General features: G+C 65.0%; 7 protein-coding genes. 5 read left to right on the top strand and 2 right to left on the bottom strand.

Annotated features, from left to right (window positions below; all coding sequences use genetic code 11):
- The first annotated feature begins 101 nt into the window (after positions 1 to 101).
- On the top strand, positions 102 to 1,001 hold the full coding sequence (locus tag ACXAD2_RS23805) for a LysR family transcriptional regulator (protein WP_475175955.1): 900 nt from the start codon (positions 102 to 104) through the stop codon (positions 999 to 1,001).
- 77 nt (positions 1,002 to 1,078) lie between these two features.
- Here ACXAD2_RS23805 and ACXAD2_RS23800 read toward each other — a convergent pair whose 3' ends face one another.
- Positions 1,079 to 18,343, bottom strand: a complete 17,265-nt coding sequence (locus ACXAD2_RS23800) for a malectin domain-containing carbohydrate-binding protein (protein WP_475175950.1) — start codon at positions 18,341 to 18,343, stop codon at positions 1,079 to 1,081.
- A 612-nt stretch (positions 18,344 to 18,955) separates the two neighbouring features.
- Between ACXAD2_RS23800 and ACXAD2_RS23795 the strand changes: the two genes are divergently transcribed.
- Entirely contained in the window at positions 18,956 to 19,120 is a 165-nt protein-coding gene (locus ACXAD2_RS23795; RefSeq protein WP_193789551.1) for a hypothetical protein, read from the top strand.
- A gap of 120 nt (positions 19,121 to 19,240) precedes the next feature.
- Here ACXAD2_RS23795 and ilvC read toward each other — a convergent pair whose 3' ends face one another.
- Complete coding sequence (gene ilvC / locus ACXAD2_RS23790; RefSeq protein ID WP_475175944.1) at positions 19,241 to 20,323, bottom strand: ketol-acid reductoisomerase; 1,083 nt, start codon at positions 20,321 to 20,323, stop codon at positions 19,241 to 19,243.
- 93 nt (positions 20,324 to 20,416) lie between these two features.
- Between ilvC and ACXAD2_RS23785 the strand changes: the two genes are divergently transcribed.
- From ACXAD2_RS23785 to ACXAD2_RS23775, 3 genes are all read left to right on the top strand, one after another.
- The gene (locus ACXAD2_RS23785) at positions 20,417 to 20,872 is read left to right on the top strand and encodes an Lrp/AsnC family transcriptional regulator (protein WP_066108670.1); all 456 of its coding nucleotides are present in this window, start codon (positions 20,417 to 20,419) and stop codon (positions 20,870 to 20,872) included.
- Between the two features lie 13 nt (positions 20,873 to 20,885).
- A complete protein-coding gene (locus ACXAD2_RS23780) occupies positions 20,886 to 21,353 on the top strand; it encodes an Lrp/AsnC family transcriptional regulator (protein WP_475175936.1) in 468 nt (155 codons plus the stop codon).
- A gap of 105 nt (positions 21,354 to 21,458) precedes the next feature.
- Positions 21,459 to 22,583 (top strand): aminotransferase class V-fold PLP-dependent enzyme, encoded by a 1,125-nt coding sequence (locus ACXAD2_RS23775; protein ID WP_475175934.1) that lies wholly within the window; start codon positions 21,459 to 21,461, stop codon positions 22,581 to 22,583.
- Positions 22,584 to 22,679 lie beyond the last annotated feature (96 nt).

Below are 22,679 nucleotides of genomic sequence, written 5' to 3'. Positions count from 1 at the left end.
TGGCGGCCAGCCGCTCCGGCCGCCTCTGGCGCAAGAGATACGTTGCCCCCGGCATCCGGAGAATAGTACACATCCCCATAGGCTATTCGGATAACCGAACAATGCAGCAGATAGACCTCAACACACTCGCGCAATTCGTGGCGGTCGCGCGGCATCTCAACTTCCGTCGCGCCGCGGCGGAACTGGCGATCTCTCCCTCGACGCTGAGCGAGCGCATTCGCGAGCTTGAGGCGCGGCTCGGCGTGCGCCTGCTCAACCGGACCACGCGCAGCACCTCGCTGACCGAGGAAGGCGAGCGGCTTCTGGAGCGCACCCGCGACGCGATTGCCGTGCTCGATGAAGCGGCGGCCTCGGTCACATCGGGCGGAAACCGCGAGGTCCTGACTGGGCGCATCCGCATCAACGGGCCCGCCCCGGCGATTGAACTGCGGCTGATGCCACTGGTGAGCTCGTTCCTCGAGAAGCATCCCGGCGTGCGCGTCGAAGTGGTGAGCGAGGGCGATCTGGTCGATGTGATCGGACGCGGCTTCGACGCGGGGCTGCGCTACGACGAGAGCTTGGCGCAGGATATGATCGCCGTGCGTCTGGGGCCGGATCAGCGCATGATCGTCGCCGGAGCACCGGACTACCTGAAGCGCCACGGCGTGCCGCGGCACCCCGACGATCTGGAGCGTCACAGCTGCATCACCCATGTCTTTGGCGGCGGCAACACGCTGCCTTGGTCGTTCGAGAAAGACGGCAAAGCCTTCGAGCGGTTTCCCAAGGGCCGGCTTGCGGTGAATTCCACCATTGCGGCCTTGATCCCGGCCCGCGCCGGGCATGGGCTGATCTATGGCTTCGACGACTATCTTCAGCCGGATCTGCGGGCAGGAACGCTGGTGCAGGTTCTGGATGAGTGGACGCCCCCCTTCCCCGGTCCTTCGCTCTATTTCAGCGAGCGGCGCCTGATGCCGCCCGCGCTGCGTGCCTTTGTCGACCACGTGAAGACCGCCGCGCGCTAGGCCCGAAACAGCAGGCCCAAAAAGCTGCGCGCCCCCGAGGTTTCCCCCGGAGGCGCACTTGGCGAGGGTAACTTAGCTCACGACACGAAGACGTAGTCGAGATAGTCGATCCGCAGCGGCTCGCCGCCGTCCGGGCTGCCCGAAAGGGACACCACGTCGCCCGCCTCCAGCGCCACGCCAAAGGTCTGATGCGTGGCAAAGGACGTGCTGTTGACGATGTTGCTGCCAGCGTCCTGATCCCAGATGAAACTGTCGACCAGCAGATCGTTCACCAGCAGATCGAGCTGCGACTGGCCGTCGGATTCATCGAAATGGCCCAGCGTGAAGTTGTAGAGCCCCGCCGTCTCGGCGAAGACGAAGCTCGCCACATGGCCCGCCGATCCGCTGGCCTTGATGAGCTGCCCTTCCGACGCGTGGCTGTTGCTGTTCACGACAAAGCCCTCTTCCAGCGTCATGGCTTCGGCCTCGATCCGCACCGGGTCCGAGCTGGGCGGCGGCGTGGTCGCGATGCTGACGTTGAAGCTGGCCAGAGAGCCGTTCGCGGCCACCGCGTTGCCGCTGGTGTCGAGCACTTCTCCGCCATCCAGCGCGACGCTGTAGACGCCGTTGTCGCCCACGTCCCAGCTGCCGCCGGGCGCGGCGACGGTGTAGGTCGCGGTGCGCGGCGCGCCATCGCTGCCAGAGCTGAGGCTGACCCCCGTCACCGACAGCGCCCCGCCCGGTCCGGTCACCGTAAGATCGCCCGGATCGATGCTCGAGACGTCGATGCCCACGTTGTCGGAGAAGGTAACCGAAACGGTGGTGCTGCCGCCTCCCGCCGCCGACACATTGGCCGCACTGGCCGCGGTGACCACCGGATTGGTGCTGTCGGTCGGATCGCCACCACCGCCGCCGCCTCCACCGCCGCTTGTCGGCACGAAGTCGAGGAAGTCGATGCGCAGCGGCTCTCCGCCGTCCGGCGTGCCCGAAAGTTCCAGCACATCCCCCGCGTTCAGCACCAGATCCGAGATCGTGTGCTCTGCGGCAGAGGTGCTGTTGACGATGGTGCCGCCCGCATCCAGATCCCAGACGAAGGTTTCGACCAGCACATTGTTGACCAGCACGCTGAGCTGCGACTGACCGTCGGACTCGTCGTAGTAGCCGAGCGTCAGATCATAGGTCCCCGCTGCCGCGGCAAAGGTGTAGCTGGCGGTATGCGCCCCCGAGCCAGACGCCTGAATGAACTGATTGTTCGAGGCGTGGCCGTTGCTTTGCACCGAGAAGCCCTGCAACGAGAGGCTTTCGGCCTCGACCCGGAAGGGATCGCCCACCGGGGCGCTGCCAATGGCGACCTCGAAGCTGGTCAGCGAGGCGTTCGGGGCCACCGCGTTGCCGCTGGTGTCCAGCACCTCGCCGGAAAGCAGCGCAACCGTGTAGCTGCCCTCGTCCGCCACGTCCCAGCTGCCGCCGGGGGCTGCGAGCGTGTAGGTGGCGCTGCGCGGCGTGCCGTCGCTGCCCGCATTCAGGCTGACCCCGGTCACCGAGACCGCACCGCCCGGCCCCGACACCGCGATGTCGCCAGCGTCAATGGTCGAGACATCGATGGCCACATTGTCGCTGAAGGTCACCGTCACCGTGGTGGTGGTGCCGCCCTCGACGGTCACATCCGGCGCGCTTGCCGCCGTGACAACCGGCGCAAAGGTATCCTCACCGGTGGAGATGAAGGCCGAGTTCGACGCGCCGCCCGAGGGCGCGCTGCCCTTATACATCTCCCAGAAGTCGACGTGGAAGCCTTGGCTGCGGCCCGCCAGCGTGATGGTGTGGAAGCCCGCGGTCAGGTTGAACGAGGCGGTGAAGTTGGGATCGGACTCCGACACGCTGTCGATCTGCCCCGCCCAACCCCAGTTCGTCGAGGCGCCGTAGAGTTTCACGAAGCCGCCGCTCGACACGCTGTTGGTCGAGTTGGTCTGCAGCGCCTCGGCGTCGTCGTCTATGCGCAGCCAGATGTCGTTGCGCTGATCGCCGGGATCATTGGTGTCGCGGGACGAGCGGACGCGGAAGTTGTAGACGCCCTCTTCGCCCTCGGGGATGAACACCTCGTAGACAAGGAAGCTGTCTTGCTGCGGCGCATTGATCGCGGTGCTGCTTTCCTCCGCGCCCCAGTAGTAGTGGCCGGTGCCTTGGGTGTTGTCCTGCGTGCCCGGATCATCCCCTTCGACATAGGTCCATTGACCGCCGGGGTTGGTACCGCCATTGGCGTTCGGATCCTCGATCTGCACCTTGAAGCGCGCCGAGTTGCCCGAGCCGATGATCTGGTAGTAGCCCTCGGCGCCGGTGCCGCCGCCGCCGCCACCTTCGACCGGTCCGCCCTGATTGGTCAGATAGACCCGGTCGGTGGCCCCCAGCGGCATCTTCGAGCCGGAGTCGATCACCGCCGCGCCGACCACCGCCGGAGCCGTGTCGAACCCGTTGGTGAACGCGGTGCCGCCGAAGTCCTGACCGCTGTCAGGCGTCGTCCAGTCAAAGGCATTGTCCGGCAGCGTGGCCGTGCCGCCCGCGCCGATGACGATGTCGTAGAACTGGAAGTCGGCGGCGTTGCTGGCCTGGAACTCGGGATGTGCGTCCGCCAGCCGGTCTTCGACCAGTTGCGCGATGCCGTTCGAGGTGTTGGTCACCGGGTTGAGGCCGCGGCTCAGCGTGACGCGCACCGTATCGCCCGGCGTGCCCGCGACGATGATCTCGGGGATCGTGCCGCCGTAGGTGCCCGTCGAAGACGAGCCGGTGCCATTCACCGAAACCGTTGCCGTGGCCGCGCTGACGTCCTGCGAGGCAAAGCCGGTGCTGCCGGCCTGCGTGCCCTCGCCGCCGACAAAGCCCGTGGCGAAAGTGCCGTCATCGAACATCACGGTGAAGCTCGAACCGATCAGCTCGGCCCCCGACACGCCGCCCACGTCCCAGCTGTTGACCGCGCCAGCGTCGATCGACGCCTTGGTCAGACCGGCCACAGAGTTCGGATCCATGTCGCCCGAGAAGCCGATGGTCTCGCCAGTGTCAAAGCCACTGCCATCGGCCTTGATCACCAACCCGCGGAAGCCGCCGCTGGAGGCAAGGCCGGTGCCCGTGGTGTTGGGCAAAGGCGCGTCCCCGGCAAAGATATAGCCGCTGCCGGTGTCAAAGAACGCACCCGTCTCGCCCGCGCCGCTGTTGATGGCGAAATCCTTGGCGACGCTGTCGCCGCCCGAGCCATCGGCATCGACCACACTGTCCCCGTAGAGCGCATTGCGGAAGTCGATCACCACTGCGGCGATCTGCTTGTCGCCGGTGTTCTGCAACTGGAACGAGTTGGTGCCGTAGTTCGAGGACTGCACGTTATCGACGCCGTCCATGATCCGCAGCTCTGCGCTGCCGACCTCGCCGGACCCGTAGCTGCCGTTTGCATCCACATCGGTCAGCGCCTGCAGGATCGACAGAGCGTCATCGGGATCAGAGGGCGGATCGACCGGCCCGCCGCTGCCCTCGGTCAGCTTCATGCTCTCGACGCCCATGGTGAAGGCGCCGCCCGCCCCGAAGTCGGTCGAGGTCACCCCGAAGGCCGGGATGATCGAGGAGGTTCCGGCCAGAACTCCGGCCATGGCGCTGCCCGCATCCGGGGTGACCGTTCCGACGGTTCCCGAGGCCAGCGTCGCGCCAGTGTCATCCAGCAGCTCGTAGTAGCCGGTGAAATTGCCCGCCGAAACATCCGCCGCCAGCGTCAGCTTTACCTGCGCAAAGCTGGTGGCCGTGACGCTGCCCGGATAGGGGATTTTCAGATCCGTGCCCGAGAAGCTGCCGCGCCCGGAGATCTCGAAACCGTCACCGGGGTTGCCGGTGACCAGCTTGACGAAATCGCCATCCACGCCGGTCGAGGCGCCCGCCGCGCCGGTCAGCGAGACGATCAGCCCGTATTGCGAGAAGGTCTGCAGTTCTGTCCCGCCGAACACCGGATTGTCGAAGACGCCTTCGAAGGTGAAGTCGCTTGCGACATCGGCAAGGAAGGTGAAGGCCTGCTGGCCGTCATTGGTGTCGGGGTCGCTGGTCTGGAATTGCAGCCGCCCGCCGCTGACCTGCGCCCCGTTGTTGGTGGCGTAGTTCAGCTCGGCACTGCCGTCGGCGGTCTGCGCCGCGCCGGTGAACCCGGCGGCAAAGGGCGAGGTGCCATCGGCCATGGTGGTGAAGTCGAGCACGACCTCGCCGAGGTCCGAAAGCACCACACCCGCGTTGGTCGCATCATAGGCGGCACGGTCGGCAAGGTTGGCGATGCCATCCCCGTCGATGTCGCCATCTGCCGAGTTGATCAGACCATCACCATCGAGATTGCCGCCAAGCTCCTTGGCCGCATCATACCCCACCGGAGGCTCACCGCCGCCCAGCGACAGGGTCAGCCCCTGCACCGTCTGGGCATTGAGGTTCGGCGTTTCCGCCAGATCCGCGACCTCGCCTGCGCTCAGCGTAACCTCGATGGCGCTGCCATCGACCCAGCCGCCGCTTGGCGCAGCGATCTCGTAGCTGGCGACGCCGCCCGCAAAGCCGAGGAAGCTGACCGCCGCCGCGACCTGCGCTCCGCCGATGGCAAGCGACAGATCCTCATCGCCCAGCGTGCTGGCGTCGATGCCGCTCAGATCGCTGAGCGTGACATTGACCAGAAGCGGCGAGGTCTCATCCGCCGGGTTCGACAGGGCGATCACCGCGGCGGGCGCATCGGTGTCGACGATCGGCTCTCCCGAGAGGATCTCGATGGCGTTGACGATCGGATTGTCCGCGCCATCAATCCCATCCTGCAGGAACGAGATGTCGAGCACCCCGTCGCTGACCGTGGCCTGATAGCTGATCACCGTCACATCGCCCGCAGCCCCGCTGGCCGAGGGGTCGAAATTGTCCAGAACACCCGTGGTCGTGCCCTCGACGCTGATGTCAAAGACCCGCGAGCCACTGACCTGATTGGGCCCGTAAAGCTCGGCCATGTAGAGCCGCACGAGGTAGGTGCCATTGCCCAGCAGATCGCCCACGGGAACGCTGTAGGTGAAAGGCGCATCGGACGAGCGCGCGGTGTCGAGCACCGCCTCGGGCACACCCTCGGGGATCGCGGCGAGCGTGCCGCTGTAGCCTTGGATGTCGCCCCGGTCGTTGCTGGTGGTCAGATAGGGGCTGTTGGGTGCCCCGTTGCCATCGCCGCTCCAGACCGGGCCACCGTCAAGCGCGGCGACCTCTGGGCCAAAGGCGTTGATCCGCAGCAGCACGCTCGGGCCGGTCTCTCCGCTCGTCACATCGAGCGCAAAGCTCACCGGCACCTCGCTGTCGAGCAGCCCGTCGTTTGCATAGACGGTGATGTCATAGCTGCCCACCGCGGTGGTGTCGGCCACCTGCAGCGTGGTGCCGTCGAGCGTGATGCCCGCCGGCAGCGGCGCGCCGCCTGCGAGTTCCACCCGCAGCACCGGCACATCGCCAAGGTCCACATCCGCCAGAACCAGCGCCGAAAGATCAACGCTTGTCGGCGTGCCATCCTCTGTCGCGGCGGGCGCGATGGTGCCGCTGATCGTCGGTGCCTCATTGACGCCGGTCACGGTGACCAGAAGGTCGGCAGGCGTCACGGTCGAGCCGTCGCTTGCGGTGACCGTGACCTCATAGACATTGTCGCCGTCAAAGTCGGTCGGGTTTTCGAAGTCGGGCGCCGTGTTGAACGCCAGAGCGCCGCTGCTCGGATCGATCGAGAAGAGCGCCGCATCGGCCCCGCCGCCAATCGCATAGGTCAGCGCGCCGCCTTCGGGGTCGGTGGCCGGAATGACGCCCAGATCGCTCTCGTTTTCGGCGATCTCCAGCGCAGCATCCCCGGTGAAGACCGGCGGCAGATCCGCCAGAGCCGAGGTCAGCTGCACGTTCGAGAAGGTCAGATTGCCGATAGCGTCACGGTCGTCATCATTGATGAACACCATGTGCGAGAAGCTCTGCCCGGCGAACTCGCCCAGCGGGATCGCAAAACTAACCGTGCCGTCACCGGCGCTGTAGCCCGCGTATTCCTGCCGCGCGTAGTTCGACCAGTCCTGCCGCCCCGCCAGCTGGAAGAGGATCTGCTGCGAGTTGCCAAAGCTGTTGTTGGTCTCCAGCCCGATGCCCATGATCTCGCCGATCTGGCTGGCGCTGAACTCAAAACGCAGCACCGTCTCGGCGTCGATGGTGAAGCCGCCGGGCAGCGCCACCTTCTTCCAGGTATTGCCGGTCAGCTCGATCGAAGTCGGCGTCACCGCGATGCCCTCGGGGGTCTCATCGTTGCCCGCATAAGAGGTGATCTCGAAGCTGCTGAAGTCGATGTCGAGGATACCGTCATCGACCGGCGTGCCGACCACCACCGTCGCCGTGCCCGTGGCGGTGCCGCCGCGCGCATCGGTGATCTCATAGTCAAAGACCGCGGTACCGACAAAGCCCGCCGCCGGGGTAAAGAGCACCTGCCCGTCCTCCAGCGATACCGTGCCGCCGCTGCGCGCGGTCACACCGGTCAGGGTGATCTCATCACCGTCGGCATCGGTGTCGTTGCCGGTCAGCTCAGCTACGGTGAGCGGCAGCGCCTCATCCGCGCCGGTGACAAAATCGTCCTGCACCGCCACCGGCGCGCTGTTGACGTTGAGCGTCACCGTCGCGGTATCCGTGCCGCCATCGGGATCGGTGATCGTGTAGACAAAGCTCGCCTCACCGGCAAAGCCCGGCGTCGGGGTGAAATAGATCAGCCCGTCTTCGAAAAGCACCTCGCCGTTCACCGCCGCCGAAACCCCGGTCACCGTCAGCGCACCGCCATCGGGATCGCTGTCATTGGCCAGCAGATCGGCGGGGAAGATGGTCGCGGTCTCGCCGCTGGCGATCGCAACATCCGGGTCATCCACCGCGATCGGATCGAGATTGGCCGTGGTGCTGCGGACGAACTGCAGGTTCGAGAACGTGCCGGTGGCCGCATCCGCGCCGTCATCGTCGTTGATGAAATGCAGATACTGGAAGCTTTGGCCCGCCCATGCGCCAAGCGGGATCTCGAAACTGACCTCGCCGTCGCCGGACTGATAGGTCCGGAAGCCCTGCTCGGCGTAGGCGCTCCAGCCCTGCGAGCCGCCCAGTTGGAAGAGCACCTGATCGCCCTTGCTGAGGAAGCTGTTGTCGTTGCCGAGACCAATGGCCATGATCTCGCCGGTCTGACCCGCCGCGAAGGTGAAGCGCATCACCATGTCCTCGGTGACTTCCAGCGGCTCGGCCAGCAGCAGCTTCTTCCACGTGTTGCCGGTCAGAGCCAGCGTCGCGCCCGCATCCTCGATGCTATAGGCCCCGTTCAGATCCTGGTTGTCGAAGGCGCTGAGCGCGCCCGCGTCGAACACCATGTCGGTGATGCCGGTATCCGGCGCTTCGGGCAGCACTTCGACGGTGACCGTCGTCGTCGCCGGTGCGCCGAACGCATCGGTGATCGTGTAGTCGAAGCTGGCGGTGCCGGTGAAGCCCGGCGTCGGGGTAAAGTTGATCTGCCCGTCTTCGAACAGCACCGTGCCGTTCTGCGGGTTGTCGACGCCCGCAAAGCTCAGCGCATCGCCGTCAGCGTCGCTGTCATTGTCCATAAGAACCGCAGGCGTGAGCGTCAGCGTGCCGTTGATCACCACCTGCGCGTCGTCGGGCGTGGCGGTGGGCGGTGTGTTGGGCGCGCCGTTCACCGTGATGATCAGGCTTCCGTCCTGCACGATGCTCTGAATCTCACCGGGGCCATAGGTTTCCGCCAGCGTCACCGTGGTATCGACCGCGCCGTCGCCATCGCTGTCGATGCCGAGGATGGTCGAGCCGTTGGTCACTTCGATTACCGAGGCGGTGCTGCCCGCCCCTTCGACCACCAGCTGATCGCCAGCGGTAAAGCCCGAGACCGAGGTGCCATCCAGCTCCGTTCCCGTGCCGGTCACAGTGTCATTGCCGCCATCGGTGAGGTCAACCTCGTCACCCGCGCCGGAACCGACGCCGATCACATTGTCACCGCTGGTGCCTTTGACATGCACCGTGCCGCTGCCCGTGGCGTCGAAATTCTCGACCGTGCCGGGCATCTGATAGGGCGTGCCAGAGCTTCCGACCTCGCCGCTGCCGCTATAGACCACGGTGTCGATCTCGTCGGTGCCGCCCGCGTCATCCGCAGGCAGATTGCCCGGATCGTCGACCTGCTGCTGCCGCTCGATCGAGTCGTTCACGTCCAAGAGCAGCGCCGCGCTGGCATCGGGAGAGACGCCGACCGTGTCGTCATCCACATCCACACTGACCGACAGTTGCGCCAGCGTCTCGAAGTCCAGCATCACGCCAGCCTGCAGATGCAGCTCTGGCCCGGTGCCCGGATCGACGATCTCGAAGAGCGCCGCATCCGCCCCCGACAGGCTCAGCGCGTTGCTGCCCAGCCCATCGTCGGTGATCACGATATCGGCGATCTTCACCGAACTGGTGGTGTCGACATTCTCGTCGATTGAGGGGAGTGCATTGGCCAGCGCGACGCCCGGAGCGACATTGGCCACCGGGCCGCTGATCTCCAGATAGTCCCACTCGCCGGTAAAGCGGTTGGTATCGCCATTGCTCCAGTCGGTGATCGCCACGCCATAGGCGATGCCGCCCGTGCCGCCGGTGAGCGTGTTCTGCCCCGCCAGCGCCGCCGCCAGAGAGCCGGTGATATCGCGGCTCGCGGTGGTGATCGTCGCGATCACCGCGTCACTGGCATCAAGCAGGGTGGCCGTGCCGACCAGCGTCGCCACGCTGCCCGACTTGTCCACGTCGAGCCGGAACACCACTGCGGCGATGTCCTCCTCGACGACCGCCGGCGACTGCGCGCTGAGCACGATGTTCTCTTCCTTGACGCCGGTCAGGCTGTTTTCCTGCGCCAGCTGGATGCGTGGATCATTGCCCGCGCCGCCAAGGACGAACTTGATGTAGTCATCCGTCCCCCCCGCCCCGAGGGTGATCCCGAACGAGGCGTATTGCAGCGGGATCGCGCCAAGGAACCCGGCCTCGATGCGCCCCTCGACCGAGAAGCTGTCGACCCCGGACACATCGGCCCCCGACTGGTAGTTGTCCTTGATCGTGTTGTTGGTGCCGGTGCCGGTGGAATAGATGTCCGTCTCGCTGGACTCGATCTTCAGCTTGCCGCCTTCAATGAGGCTCGTCGCCTCGGTCGTGCGGTCGCCATAGGGGTCGTCTGCAGAGGTGCCCGCCGGGCTGAAGGCCGGGTTCACGAGGATGCCCGAAAAGCCCGCTTCGGCGCTGAAGAGATCGGCCGTGTCGGTGTCGAAGTCCTGACGGAAGCTGACGTTCTCGGCCAGCACCTTGCCCATGCCGTTCTCGCCGTCATAGGCGAAGGGATCGGCGGTGTTGAGAATGCCGTCACCGTCGATATCGGTGGGATCCGAGCCATCGCTCTCCACCACCGCGCGCAGCGTCACGCTGGTCAGCGCGCCGCCCTGGTTGAGCCACAGCGTATAGGTCCCCGCCCCGAGCGGCGCGGTGAAGCCGGGGAAATCGGCCCCCTGCGCATCATTGGGATCGCCAGCGGCGAGGATCGGCAGCAGGTCGTTGTTGAGGTTGCCATCGCCATAGACCATGCCCGCCAGCAGCCCCTCGCTGCCGTCGGGGGCGCCGGTCACCGGATCGACGGTGACCGCGCTGCCCTCCTGCAGCCCCATAAAGCCCGCATTGTCGGTGCTGGTCGACACGTAGCCATCAAGCACCAGCGCGCTCAGCACCATGCCCTCGGGCACGGTGAAGGTGATGTAATCGCGGTCGCGGTCGCCCGGCTGCCCGTCACCCTGCTGGCTGGCATATAGGATATTGTCGCCGATCTGCATCGCGCCAATGTCGCTCGGCGCAAGCCGGTCGTCCGAGAAATCGCCGACGACCACCGGATCGGCCCCCCCCGCACCGTCGAGGTCATGGCTGTCCGCCGGATCGTCCTCGGTCAGCGTGGCGGTGCCCGTGGCGGCGGCTATATTCACCGCATAGCCCGCGGTCTCCACCGAAAGCAGGGCAACGGTCACCGTCTCGGCGCCATTCCAGCGCGTGTCGGTCGGCACCGGCACCACATAGCTGGCCGCGCCATCGACGAAGCTCAGCGTCACCGGCGTCGAGGCTCCATCCACCGACAGCGTGACATCGAGATCGCCGGTGAACCCGGCATCCGGCACGCTCAGCGTGAAGGTGACATCCTGATCGACGCCATCGCCGATCTCGGCAATCTCGCCCGGCCCTTCGATCGAGACCAGCGTCTCACCCGTGCTGGGTGCCGCGCGCACCACGATGGCGCTGATCTTGGCGTTGTCCTGCGCATCAGCCCCAAGCGCGTCGAAGACCACGTTGAGTTGCCCATCCGACACCACGGCGTCAAAGGTTTTGACGATCTTCACCAGCGGCGCGCCGGTGCCATTGCCGAGCACCCCATCGCCATCGTCGAAGAGGTCATAATCGTCGAGCACCGTCTCGCCCTCGATCTCCACGTCGAAGATGCGCGAGCCGACACCGTCGCCATTGGCCACCCCTTGGAAGGTTTCGGCGAGGTAGAGCTCGACCACATAGCTGCCGTCGGGCAGGTCGACGTCGAGCGAGAAGCTGTTCGCCCAGCGTTCCGAGGTGAACACATCGTCGGGCAGCGCCGCGCCGGTGAAGGTCTGGCCGCTGCCGCTGTTGTTGGCGCCGCTGGAGCTCGCGCCGGACAGATCCCAGAAGGCGGCATCATCGGCCACAAAATCCACGTCGCCCAGCCCATAGGCCGCACCGTCCACGATGCCGCCCCCGGCGTTGATCGCCAGCAGCACCTCGCCCGGCTGCGGAGCCGAGGCGAAAGTCAGCGTCACGCCATCGCTCTCGCCGCCCGGGTTGAGGTTGGGCGTCGCCGCCAGATCGGCGATCTCGCCCGCCACCACGCTGGCGGTATATGCCCCCTCTGCCCAGCCACCGGCCGGTGCGGCGACGCTGTAGATCGCCGTGTTGCTGGCCTCATCGAAGGAGCTGAGGCTGATCGCGCCCGCTACGCTCGGCCCGCTGACCGAGATGTCTTCGCCGCCGATGCTGGACGGGTCGATGTCCGAGGTATCCGCATAGACCACCGTGACAACCATCGGATCGGTGTCGGCGGTCGGCGCGGTCACGGTGACAGAGGCGCTCGGCCCGGTGGTGTCGCCGACCGGATCGCCGGTGTATTGCGGCGAGGACACCTGCAGGAAATCCCAGCTCGCCTCGAAGCTCGCAAAACCGTCGTTGTAGTCGGTCGAGGTCACCCCGACCTGCGCGCTGCCGGCCTCGATGGCCGCCAGCACATCCGGCGGCAACGCCACCGGTGCCGCGGTCAGGAAGCCCGAGGTCGCCTCGGGGCGCACGCCGCCAAGGATCGCGCCGCCCGCATCGTAGAAGGTCACGATCTGCGCCGCCTCGTCGGTGAGCGTATCGATGCGGAGCGACAGTTCGACCTTGGCGATATCGGCCAGCGCAAAGGGCACAGCGGCGGCTGCCGAAATATCCGCCAGCAGCGGTTTTTGGTCGAGCACATTGTGCGACCACATCTGCACCGCATTGCCGCCATTGCCGCCGAAGATCAGCTTGAGATGCTTGCCCGCATCCTGCCCCAGCCCATCCGCCGTGGCGATGACAATGCCCAACTGCGCATAGTTGGGGATCACGCCGGTGGTGATGCCCTGATCGGCCAGCGCCTGCGGGAACGGGTTGTCGAATTGCGTTGTGATGTAGATCTGCTCAAGCCCCGCGTCCGACAGGTCGATGGTCTTGACGAAATCGTTCTTCGAGGCGGTGGACCCCGCCGCAGAAAGGTCGCCGTTCGACGTGTTGACCACCAGCTTGCCGCCGCTCACCGAGACGTCCACCGTCGCGTCGAGCGCGCCACTGCCGCCCAGCGCATCGTCAAAGCCGCCTTCGACCAGCGGCGCGCCATCGGTCTCGAAATCCAGATCGAGCAGCGTGCCCCCGGCAGGGATCTGCAGGCTGCTGTCGCTGGCGGCGATGGTCACCGTGCCGGTGCCGCCGTCGATGACCGCATCGCCCGAGGTCATCGTGGCCGAGGTGATCGTCACGGCGAAGCTCTCGGCACCTTCCTCATCGCTGTCGTTGATCGTTGAAATGGTCACCTGCACGAAGTTCTGCCCTGCGGGAATGACGACCGGAGAGGCCGGGCTTGCCGGGCCATAATCGTCGCTCGTTGCGGTGCCCGGCGTCACCGTGAAGGCGATGGTGACATCCTCGCTGCTGTCGCCGATGCGCGTGAAGGTCAGCACCGCGTCCTCGCCTTCGTTCACCGAGACGTCGGCCACCGAGACAGTGGCGGGCGTGCTCGCGGCGATGGCGTCATAGACCACGATGGCATTCCAGCCCGGCTCGCCTATATCCGCATTCACGTCGATGACGATCTGCCCGTCGGTGACGGTGACGGTCTTGGTGATGAAGGTCGGCGTGTCCGCCCCGCCCGCATCCGTGAAGGCGTCGTAATCCGACACCCACGGCTCGCCATTGATCGTGTAGTCGCCCTGACGGTTGCCGCCAGTGGTGTGATAAAGCTCGGCAAAGTGCAGCTCGACCACATAAACCCCGTTTTCGATGGGATAGCTTGCGGTGAAGGACCCGGCGGCGGAGTTGCGATAGGTGTGCAGCGCCGAGCCGTCGAGCGCGAGGTTCGATCCGGTCGCGCCGAGCAGACCGTCGATGTTGCTCGAGGTCTTCGAGCTGGGGCTGTAGTAAGCCGGATCATCCGCCTGCAGATCGATCCCGAGGATCGTATCGCCGGTGATCGCGCCGCCGTAGGTGGTGTCATTGTCCCCATCCAGCGCAGCGGTGCCATTGCTCACCGGGCCGACGTTGATCGCCAGCGCCAGCGCGCCCTTGACCAGCGAGTTGAGCCCCGGCTCGAGGATGAAGGCGCCGCTGGACGCAGCTGTGCCGTTGCCCGCCACATCCTGATAGGCACCGGCGGCGATGGCGATCTCGCCCTCGCCGTTCGGCCATGCATTGCCGGTCGCGGTCAGAGTGTATTGCAGCGTCGCGGTGGTGCCGCCGTTGCTGAGCGTGACCTGCGGCGCCGAGACGGTCTCTGGCACAATCCCCGAGAACACCAGTTCCGAGCCGTCCAGACCGGCGAAATCGGCCTCGTCAAAGCCCGCGTTGTCCTGCAACTCGACGGTGGCGGTGCGGGTGCCGTCCTGCACGCTCTGCGGGTTGTCCACGTCGATCGAGACGATCTCGGGGTTGGTGGTGTCGGCGGGCGGCTCATAGGTGCCGCCGACTTGCCAGACCACAAGACCCGAGAGCTTCGCTTGGTCGACCTCCTTATTGAACTCGATGTTCAGGACGCCGTCATTCACGGTCACCGCGTAGGATTTAATGACCTCGACCCCGGCCCCGCCAGCGTCGTCGATGATGTCGTAATTGTCCTCGACCTGCGTGCCCTCAAGGAACACGTCGAACTGGCGAAGGTCATCCGGGTCAGAGCTGTTGACGAAACCGTGGTAGATCTCCGCATAGATCAGATCGACGAGATACTCGCCGTTCTCGACATCGATGGAATAGCCCCAGTTGTCTTCCGAGGCCGACGACCGCTCATAGGCATGCACCCCATCCAGCTCGGTCCCGGGGAAGTCGTAAGACAGCGACGTGGCATTCGAATAGCTCTTGTAGTTGCCGGTAGAAGTATAACCATCCCCCGCTCCACCGGCGGTATTGGCGACGAAGTCGACCAGTTGCTCGCGCACGGTCACGCCTGTGACGGCCGGGCCGCCGGCGTTGATGGCGATCACCGGGCTGAGCGCGGGCGCGGTGCTGACCACCAGCCCTTCAGAGCTGTCGGTGAAATTGAAAATGCTGTTTCCATCGGCCGGATCGAAGTCGACAAAATCCGGCCCGGTGAAGGCGATCTGGCTGCCGTTGATCGTCACCAGCGCGGACCCCGCGTCATAGCTCACATTCAGCCCGTCGGTGGTGGCCCCCGAAATGACCAGCTGATCGCCGGGCGTAAAGTCGGTGATCTCATCGCCATCAAAATCGGTCAGCGTGCCGACGATCGTGTCGTCGCCATCGCCCGAGGTCACAGTATTGGCGCCGCTGCCCACGACGATCTTATTGTCGAGCGCATTGGCGGTGATCGCGTAATCGGCACCCGAGCCGGATCCGTCGAACTCCTCGACATCAGAGGCCAGCGCAAGGTTGGTCTCGCTGCCGGTGTAGATCACCCGGTCATATCCCGTGGTGCCTGCTTGCCCGACCTCCGCCGCGGTCGTGGCGTCGATCTCATTGCCGAAGCCTTCGATCTCGATGTTGTGGAAGTCGATGGCCTGCAGCGGGTTGCCGTCGCTGGTCTCGGCCACGACACCGATGGCGGCGCCCGAGCTGAGCGTGGTGTCGCCGTCACTGATCGTGTGATCCCCGGTCAGCACATCCTGCAGCACGCCCGCAGGCAGGCTGAAGTTGCCAAGATCGATCTCGGTGAAGGCGGTGCCGCTCAGGCTGGCGTCATCCCCCAGACGGTAGAAGGCGCGCACTGCAAAGCCGTCGTCGATGTCGATCTCAAGCCGCAGGTCGATCAACTCCTTGCCGTTGGCTGTCAGATCGGGCACGGCGATCTCGGCCAGCGCAACATAGCCAGCATCGCCCAGCTCATAGCCGACCTCGATCCCCGGCACGCCGCCGACCTCGCCGAACACCAGCCGCAGGAAATTCGACTGCGTGCCGTCGCCATAGACCATGCCCACCAGCTGATCAGCGGCGATGGTGCTGCCCAGAACCCAGTTCTTGGCGGTCACCGTGGCCACCACGCGGCCAACGTCGGGATCGGGGATAAAGGCGGTCTGCAGCGCATCGCGCGCGGTGTTGGCCTGACCGACCATCGTGCCCGGCACCACCTCTTTGATCTGCAGGATCGGCGCGTTGCCACCGGGGATGATATTGCCCGCGATGTCGAAGAGGCCATCAGCCTGCTCCGACGAGTTCAGCAGATCCCCGGCGTTCTGCAGATAGGTGCCGGTGCGCGCATCTTGGTTGGCGGTCGCGCCAGCCTCTTGGATATTGTCGGTGCCGCTGCTGCCTGCCAGCGGCCCGGCCAGCGAGTTCGGCCCGTCCAGCGCCGCGCCCAGCAGACCCGTATTGCCTGCCAGCGTGCCGTTGAAATCGGTCGACTGCGGGTTGAAGTCCAGCACGATCTTCTGCCCCGCCGACAGATCAAACCCGTTGCTCGCACTGAATTCAAAGGGGTCGTTGTATTTGTCGACGCCATCAAGGTCCCAATCGTCCGGATCGACGATCTCCGACCCCGCCAGCGGCACCGCGCCATTGTTGGGCTGCAGCACTTCGATGTAGACGGTAAAGCCGCCCTGATTGTTCTGACCGTAGACCGCCGACCAGATCGAGCCTTGGAACGGCTGGCTGAGCCCGCGCTCGGCAAAGTCGTCACCGATGGTGGCCAGACCAAGCGGCGCGCCAAATCCCTGATAGACCGCGCGGTCTGTGGCCTGCGCATTGGTGCCACCGGTCGAGGACATCGAGCCGTCTTCGTTGCGGCCCATGATGATCAGATCGCCGCCGTTGTAGACGCTGGCGATGATCGCGCCGGACATTTTGACGTCACCCTCGTCCATGATGGTCGAGGTGTATTCCGCCAGCCCGTTGATCGAGCCCTTGCCGCTGTCGAGCGCCCCGTCGGTCTTGCCCGCCTCGAGGTAGTCGCCCTCGACTGGGTTCACCCAATCCACGATCTCGGCAATGTCCGAGGGCAGACCCGCCTGCCCGAGCAGCGTGCCGCCTGCGGGCGCCGTGCCCCCGGCCACCACCGCCACGCCAGAGCCATCGGCCATGGCGTAAATGTCGTATTCGACGCCGGGGGTCACCGCGATGACCTTGTCGGTCAGATCTCCGGTGCCAAGCGCACCGCTGCCCGCTTCGACCTCTGCCAGCCACGCCGCGACCTGCGTGTAATCGTCGGTGCCCTCGTCATAGCTCGAAAGGTTCGAGACCAGCAGATAGGCGTTGTCCGTGCCGCCGCCCGGCGAGAACAGCAGGCCCGCCTTGGCGCCCTCGGCGCGCGTCGGGTTGGGGTGGCCGCCGTAGACATAGGTCAGCCCATCCGGTCCGGTGTAGGTCGCCACCGGACCATTGCCGCCCACCGACAGGCTCCGCCCGTCGAGATCGTCGGAGCGGGTCACCTCGTGGAAGTTGTCGTTGTTCGAGGGGTTCCAGCCGCTCGGCTCGTTGATGTCGTCGCTGGAGTTGCCGTCGCCATTGTTGAGGTTGGTCGCGATGTAGTCGGGATCCTGCGCGTAATCGGTGGTGCTGCCGTTGTCGCCCGCCTCGCCGATCGGGCGTCCGCCCCAGCTGTTGTTCGCGCCGTTGTCATAGGTCCAGACGCGGCCGTCCTCGGTCACCTCGACATCATAGGCGTTGCGGTAGCCAGCCGAATAGATCGACACCAGCCCGTCATAGTCGAGCTTGGCGCTGTTAAACCCGTCGTTGCCGCCGTTGGGATCATTGCTGTCCTCGGTGCCGCTGCGGGTCGGATCGTCGAGCGTCGGCAGATCGTAGATATAGCTCCGCCCGTCGCCGTCGGTCTGCGCGCCCATGGCCTTCAGGCCCGAAACATCGACCTCGAGGATCGCCGCCGAAAGCGGCTGCTCCTGCTGGCCCGCAAAGTTGTTCGATGGCGCGCCGGTGTTGGCATTGCCGCCCTGCGCCACGATCAGCCGTTCCGAGATCAAAACGCCGTTCTCGTCCACCTCCTGGATCATCTCCAGACCGTTGGTGGCGTGGTTCTCTTCCGAGCGCGGCAGACCGCGGATGATGTCCACCTGATCCCACGAATTGGTGCCGTTCTGCTCCATCATGGTGATGACACCGGAATTGGTGTCGAGATTGGCGTCGTTGCCAGATCCCCCTGCCCCGATGCGCATGTCGCTGGAGGTGACATAGATCGTCGTGGCCGCGACATTGCCCGCCGCCTCGGTCGTCAGATTGCCGTTTGAATCCACGTAAAGCGCGTTGCCAGCCGCATCATATTGCTGGGTCACGTCGATCCCGGTGACCTGCCGGCTGCTGCTGTTGCTCAGGCTGCCGTCGTCATTGTGGTTCTGAATGTCGAGCTGCATCGACACAGCGGACTCGACGTAGAACGAGACGGTGTTGTCGCTGTCGCTGGGATCGGGGTCGCCGAACTTGACGGTGAGAACGTTCACCGTACCGCCGTTTTCGGTCACATAGAGCCGCCCATCCGGGCCCCAGACCAGCGCAGTGGGCTGCGACAGCGACACCTGACCATTCAGCTCAAGCGAGCTGGACGAGAAATTGTTCGAGACGACCATGATAATGCTCCGGCACCTAAGGCGGCCAGAGAGCGGAATTTCTTTTGAATCTATAACTTAAAAAAACATACCCGGGAAAATCCGGAAAAGGCAAAACCGAACAGAGATTTTAAAGAAACTCTCTCCCAGGCTAAAAATGGAAATTAAGAAATACTTATTGGCAGCGTAGAAACAAAAACAAATTGTGTCAACAGATGGTATTCTTAATATTATCAGCACCTTAAGCGGCTCATTCTGAAATATTCAGGCGCGGACTCAGCGAATAAACTTACGCTGCAGTCGCAGAAACAACCCAGAGGTGTTGGCGCAAAGAACAACTCACCTTCAAAAAGGTCAACACGCATGACCGAATATAATCGCCAGAAAACCTGGACGATCAATCTACTATTGGTTGAGCCTCAATTCGGCAAACCCGGCTTCTCAATTTAAACGAAGCATCTGATATAGAGAAAATCCACCGCCACCGCTTGCGCCCCTTTTTCTCCCCCGCCAATTCAATACCCGCCGATATCTCTCGACCGGCGGGCCGAACATGGCGCTTGCTGTAAGGCTGGCTTTCGGGCATGTGACGCCATCCACAGCATCGTCATGGCAGCCGGAAAGGATCGGGTCATGGATTACAGCAAGATGGGCGGCGCGCGCCCGGGCTCGAACAAGCCCAAATTCAAGGCCGAAGACCTCAAGCGTGAAGGCAAGGCCGGCACCGGCGGCAAAGCCAGCAAGGCAGAGCTTCTGGCGCGGATGAAAGCGCAGAACGAGTCGAAGAAGACCGACTGAGCCGCTTGCCCGCTCGGGATCAGGCGGACCGCCATAGAGCGAAGGCCGGTCCGGCACTGGCCAAAATGAAAAAGGCGCGGGATATCCCGCGCCTTTCGTCTGTCCGGAGGAAAGCTCCGATCAGTTCTTTGCTTTGTCGACCATCTTGCCAGCCGAGATCCACGGCATCATGCCGCGCAGCTTGGCACCGGTCTCTTCGATCATGTGCTCGTCGTTGGCACGGCGCGAGGCTTTGAGGGTCGGCTGGCCCACGGTGTTTTCCAGCATGAAGTCGCGGACGAATTTGCCCTGCTGGATGTCGGTCAGAACTTCCTTCATCGCCTTCTTGGTCTGCTCGTAGGGCAGGATGCGCGGGCCGGTGACATACTGGCCATACTCGGCGGTGTTGGAGATCGAGTAATCCATGTTGGCGATGCCGCCTTCATAGATCAGGTCAACGATCAGCTTCACTTCGTGCAGGCACTCGAAGTAGGCCATCTCGGGCGCGTAGCCCGCTTCCACCAGCGTCTCGAAGCCGCAGCGGATCAGTTCCACGAGGCCACCGCAGAGAACCGCCTGCTCGCCGAAGAGGTCGGTTTCGCACTCTTCGCGGAAGTTGGTCTCGATGATGCCCGAGCGGCCGCCACCGATGGCCGAGCAATACGACAGGCCGATCTCAAGCGCTTTGCCCGAGGCGTCGTTGTTCACGGCCACGAGGCAGGGCACGCCGCCGCCTTTGGTGTATTCGCCGCGCACGGTGTGGCCCGGACCCTTCGGCGCCATCATGATGACGTCGACGCCCGGCTTCGGCTCGATCAGGCCGAAGTGCACGTTCAGGCCGTGGGCGAAGGCGATGGCGGAGCCTTCCTTCAGGTTGTCATGCACGTATTTCTTGTAGGTCTCGGCCTGAAGTTCATCGGGCATGGTGAACATGATCAGGTCGCACCAGGCCGCCGCTTCGGCGATGCCCATGACCTGCAGGCCTTCCGCTTCGGCTTTCTTGGCCGAGGGCGAGCCTTCGCGCAGGGCGACGACGAGGTTCTTGGCACCGCTGTCGCGCAGGTTCAGCGCGTGGGCGTGACCCTGGCTGCCGTAGCCGAGGATCGCCACTTTCTTGTCCTTGATCAGGTTGATGTCGCAATCACGATCATAATAGACGCGCATGGGTCTTTCCTTCCTTGGTGTGCGGGCGATTGATCGCCGCTTCGTTGTGAGGGACAACATAGGCACCGCGAACCGATACGGGTTGCGTTTTTCTTGAGTATTTGCCGGAAAGATGAAAGATCATTCTCGGAATGATCGATTAACGGCGAAATCATGCTTGATGATACCGACAGGCGCATCCTGCGCCAGTTTCAGGCCGCACCGGACCTGCCCGGCGCCGAACTGGCCGAACGCGCGGGCGTCACCGCCTCGACGCTGGCGCGGCGACTTGCCGCCATGCGCGAAAAAGGCGTGCTGCGCGGCACCCGCGGGGTGATTCACTGGCCCGCGCTTGGCTATGAGCTGGAAGTGTCGCTGCGGGTGACCCTCGACAAAACCGCCCCGCGCGCCTTCGATGAGTTCATCGACGCCGCCCGCAAGGTGCCCGAGGTGATCGAGATCCAGACCTTCCTCGGCTCGATCGACGTGCGCTTGGCGGTGATCGCCCGCGACCTCGCGCATTACCAGCAGCTCTACCGCGGGCAAATCCTGCCGCTGCCGCATATCTCCGACATCGAGGCGCTGATGCATGTGGCACTGGTGCGCTCGGACGAGACGGTGCCGCTATGAGACCGGAGACCGCGTGATGGATCTCGACGACATCGACCGCGCCCTCGTGCGCGCGCTGGCCGAGGATGCCAGCGCCAGCGCCGGCGCTTTGGGCCGCAAGCTCGGCCTCTCGCAGCCCGCCTGCTGGCGCCGCATCCAGCGGCTGCGCGACGCGGGCGTCTTTCGCAAGCCGCGGCTCGACCTCGACCTCGAAGCACTGGGGTTCGGCGTCACCGTCTTTCTGGGCGTGAAACTCGCCACCAAGGGGCGGGTCAGCCTCGAGGATTTCGAGCGCGCCGTGTCCGCCATCCCCGAAGTGCAGATCGTCGAACATGTGCTGGGTGCCTTCGACTACCGACTGCGCGTGATCGCCCGCGACCTGCCGGATTTCGAACGGGTGCTGCGGCGGCGCATCATGACCCTGCCCGGCGTCGGCCATGTGGAAGCCAACGTCGTGCTGAGCGAAGAGCGCCGGCCCGGACCGCTTTCCGGTCCGCTTTAAGGCCCGCTTTGACGTGCTCCCCATAGCGTGATCGCGACCATCGGAGGTTTTGCCAATCCCGGCGCAACGCGCTAACCCCCTCTGCAACAGCAAAGGAGTATGCCAATGGCGCTGCGCAAGGATGTGGACCCAAGCGGTCTCGACGAATTCTCGGTGGTCTTCACGGACCGCTCGCTCAACCACATGTCCGCGGCCTTTCAGGAGGTGATGCGCGATATCTCGGCGGGCCTGCGCGAGGTCTATGGCGCGAGCGGCGTCGCCATCGTGCCCGGCGGCGGCACCTACGGCATGGAGGCGGTGGCCCGCCAGTTCGGCCGCGGCGCCAAGGCGCTGGTGGTTCGCAACGGCTGGTTCTCCTTCCGCTGGAGCCAGATTTTCGAGACCGGCGGCTTCGGCGGCGAGGTCACCGTGATGAAGGCCCGGCCCACCGGCAACGGCCTCGAGGTGCCCTTCGCCCCCGCCCCGATCGAAGAGGTCACCGCGAAGATCCGCGAAGAAGAGCCCGACATCGTCTTCGCGCCGCATGTGGAAACCGCCGCGGGCATCATCCTGCCCGACGATTATGTCACGGCGCTGGCGAGCGCGGCGCATGAGGTCGGCGCGCTGATGGTGCTCGACTGCATCGCCTCGGGCTGCGCCTGGGTCGACATGCAGGCGACCGGCGTCGACGTGCTGCTCTCGGCGCCGCAGAAGGGCTGGAGTTCCACCCCCTGCGCGGGCCTCGTGATGATGTCGCAGCGCGCGCTCGACCGGCTGGACGAGACCACCTCCGACAGTTTCGCGCTCGATCTGAAGAAATGGCGCGACATCACCGCCGCCTATGAGGCGGGCGGCCACGCCTATCACGCCACCATGCCCACCGACGGGCTGCGCATGTTCCGCGATGCCATGGCCGAGACCCGCGCGTTCGGCTTCGCCGAAGCCAAAGCCGCGCAGTTCGAGCTGGGCCGCCGGGTGCGCGAGCTTCTGGCCTCCAAGGGCGTGACCTCGGTCGCCGCCGAAGGCTATGGCGCGCCGGGCGTGGTGGTCAGCTACACCACCGATCCCGAGGTGAAGAGCGGCCGCGCCTTCGCCGAGAAGGGCACGCAGATCGCTTCCGGCGTGCCGCTGCAGGTGGACGAGCCCGCGGGCTTCTCGACCTTCCGCCTTGGTCTCTTCGGTCTCGACAAGCTGAAAGACGTGGACGGCACCGTGGCGCGGCTCGAGACGGTGCTCGGCGAGGTGCTCTGAGCCCCGCCCATACCGCAGCCAATACGGGGGGCCAGCCCCCCGTACCACAGCCCAAGCGGGGGGCCAGCCCCCCGTACCCCCCGGGCGTATTTTCAA

This window comes from Salipiger sp. ABN3_019 (assembly GCF_056158605.1).
Note: the sequence above shows the minus strand (reverse complement) of the source record. Positions and strands in the feature narration are given on the sequence as shown.

Coding starts and splice junctions, on each gene's coding strand:
- ACXAD2_RS23805 (WP_475175955.1), top strand. CDS start 102: ATGCAGCAGATAGACCTCAACACACTCGCGCAATTCGTGGCGGTCGCG.
- ACXAD2_RS23800 (WP_475175950.1), bottom strand. CDS start 18,343: ATGGTCGTCTCGAACAATTTCTCGTCCAGCTCGCTTGAGCTGAATGGT.
- ACXAD2_RS23795 (WP_193789551.1), top strand. CDS start 18,956: ATGGATTACAGCAAGATGGGCGGCGCGCGCCCGGGCTCGAACAAGCCC.
- ilvC (WP_475175944.1), bottom strand. CDS start 20,323: ATGTTGTCCCTCACAACGAAGCGGCGATCAATCGCCCGCACACCAAGG.
- ACXAD2_RS23785 (WP_066108670.1), top strand. CDS start 20,417: ATGCTTGATGATACCGACAGGCGCATCCTGCGCCAGTTTCAGGCCGCA.
- ACXAD2_RS23775 (WP_475175934.1), top strand. CDS start 21,459: ATGGCGCTGCGCAAGGATGTGGACCCAAGCGGTCTCGACGAATTCTCG.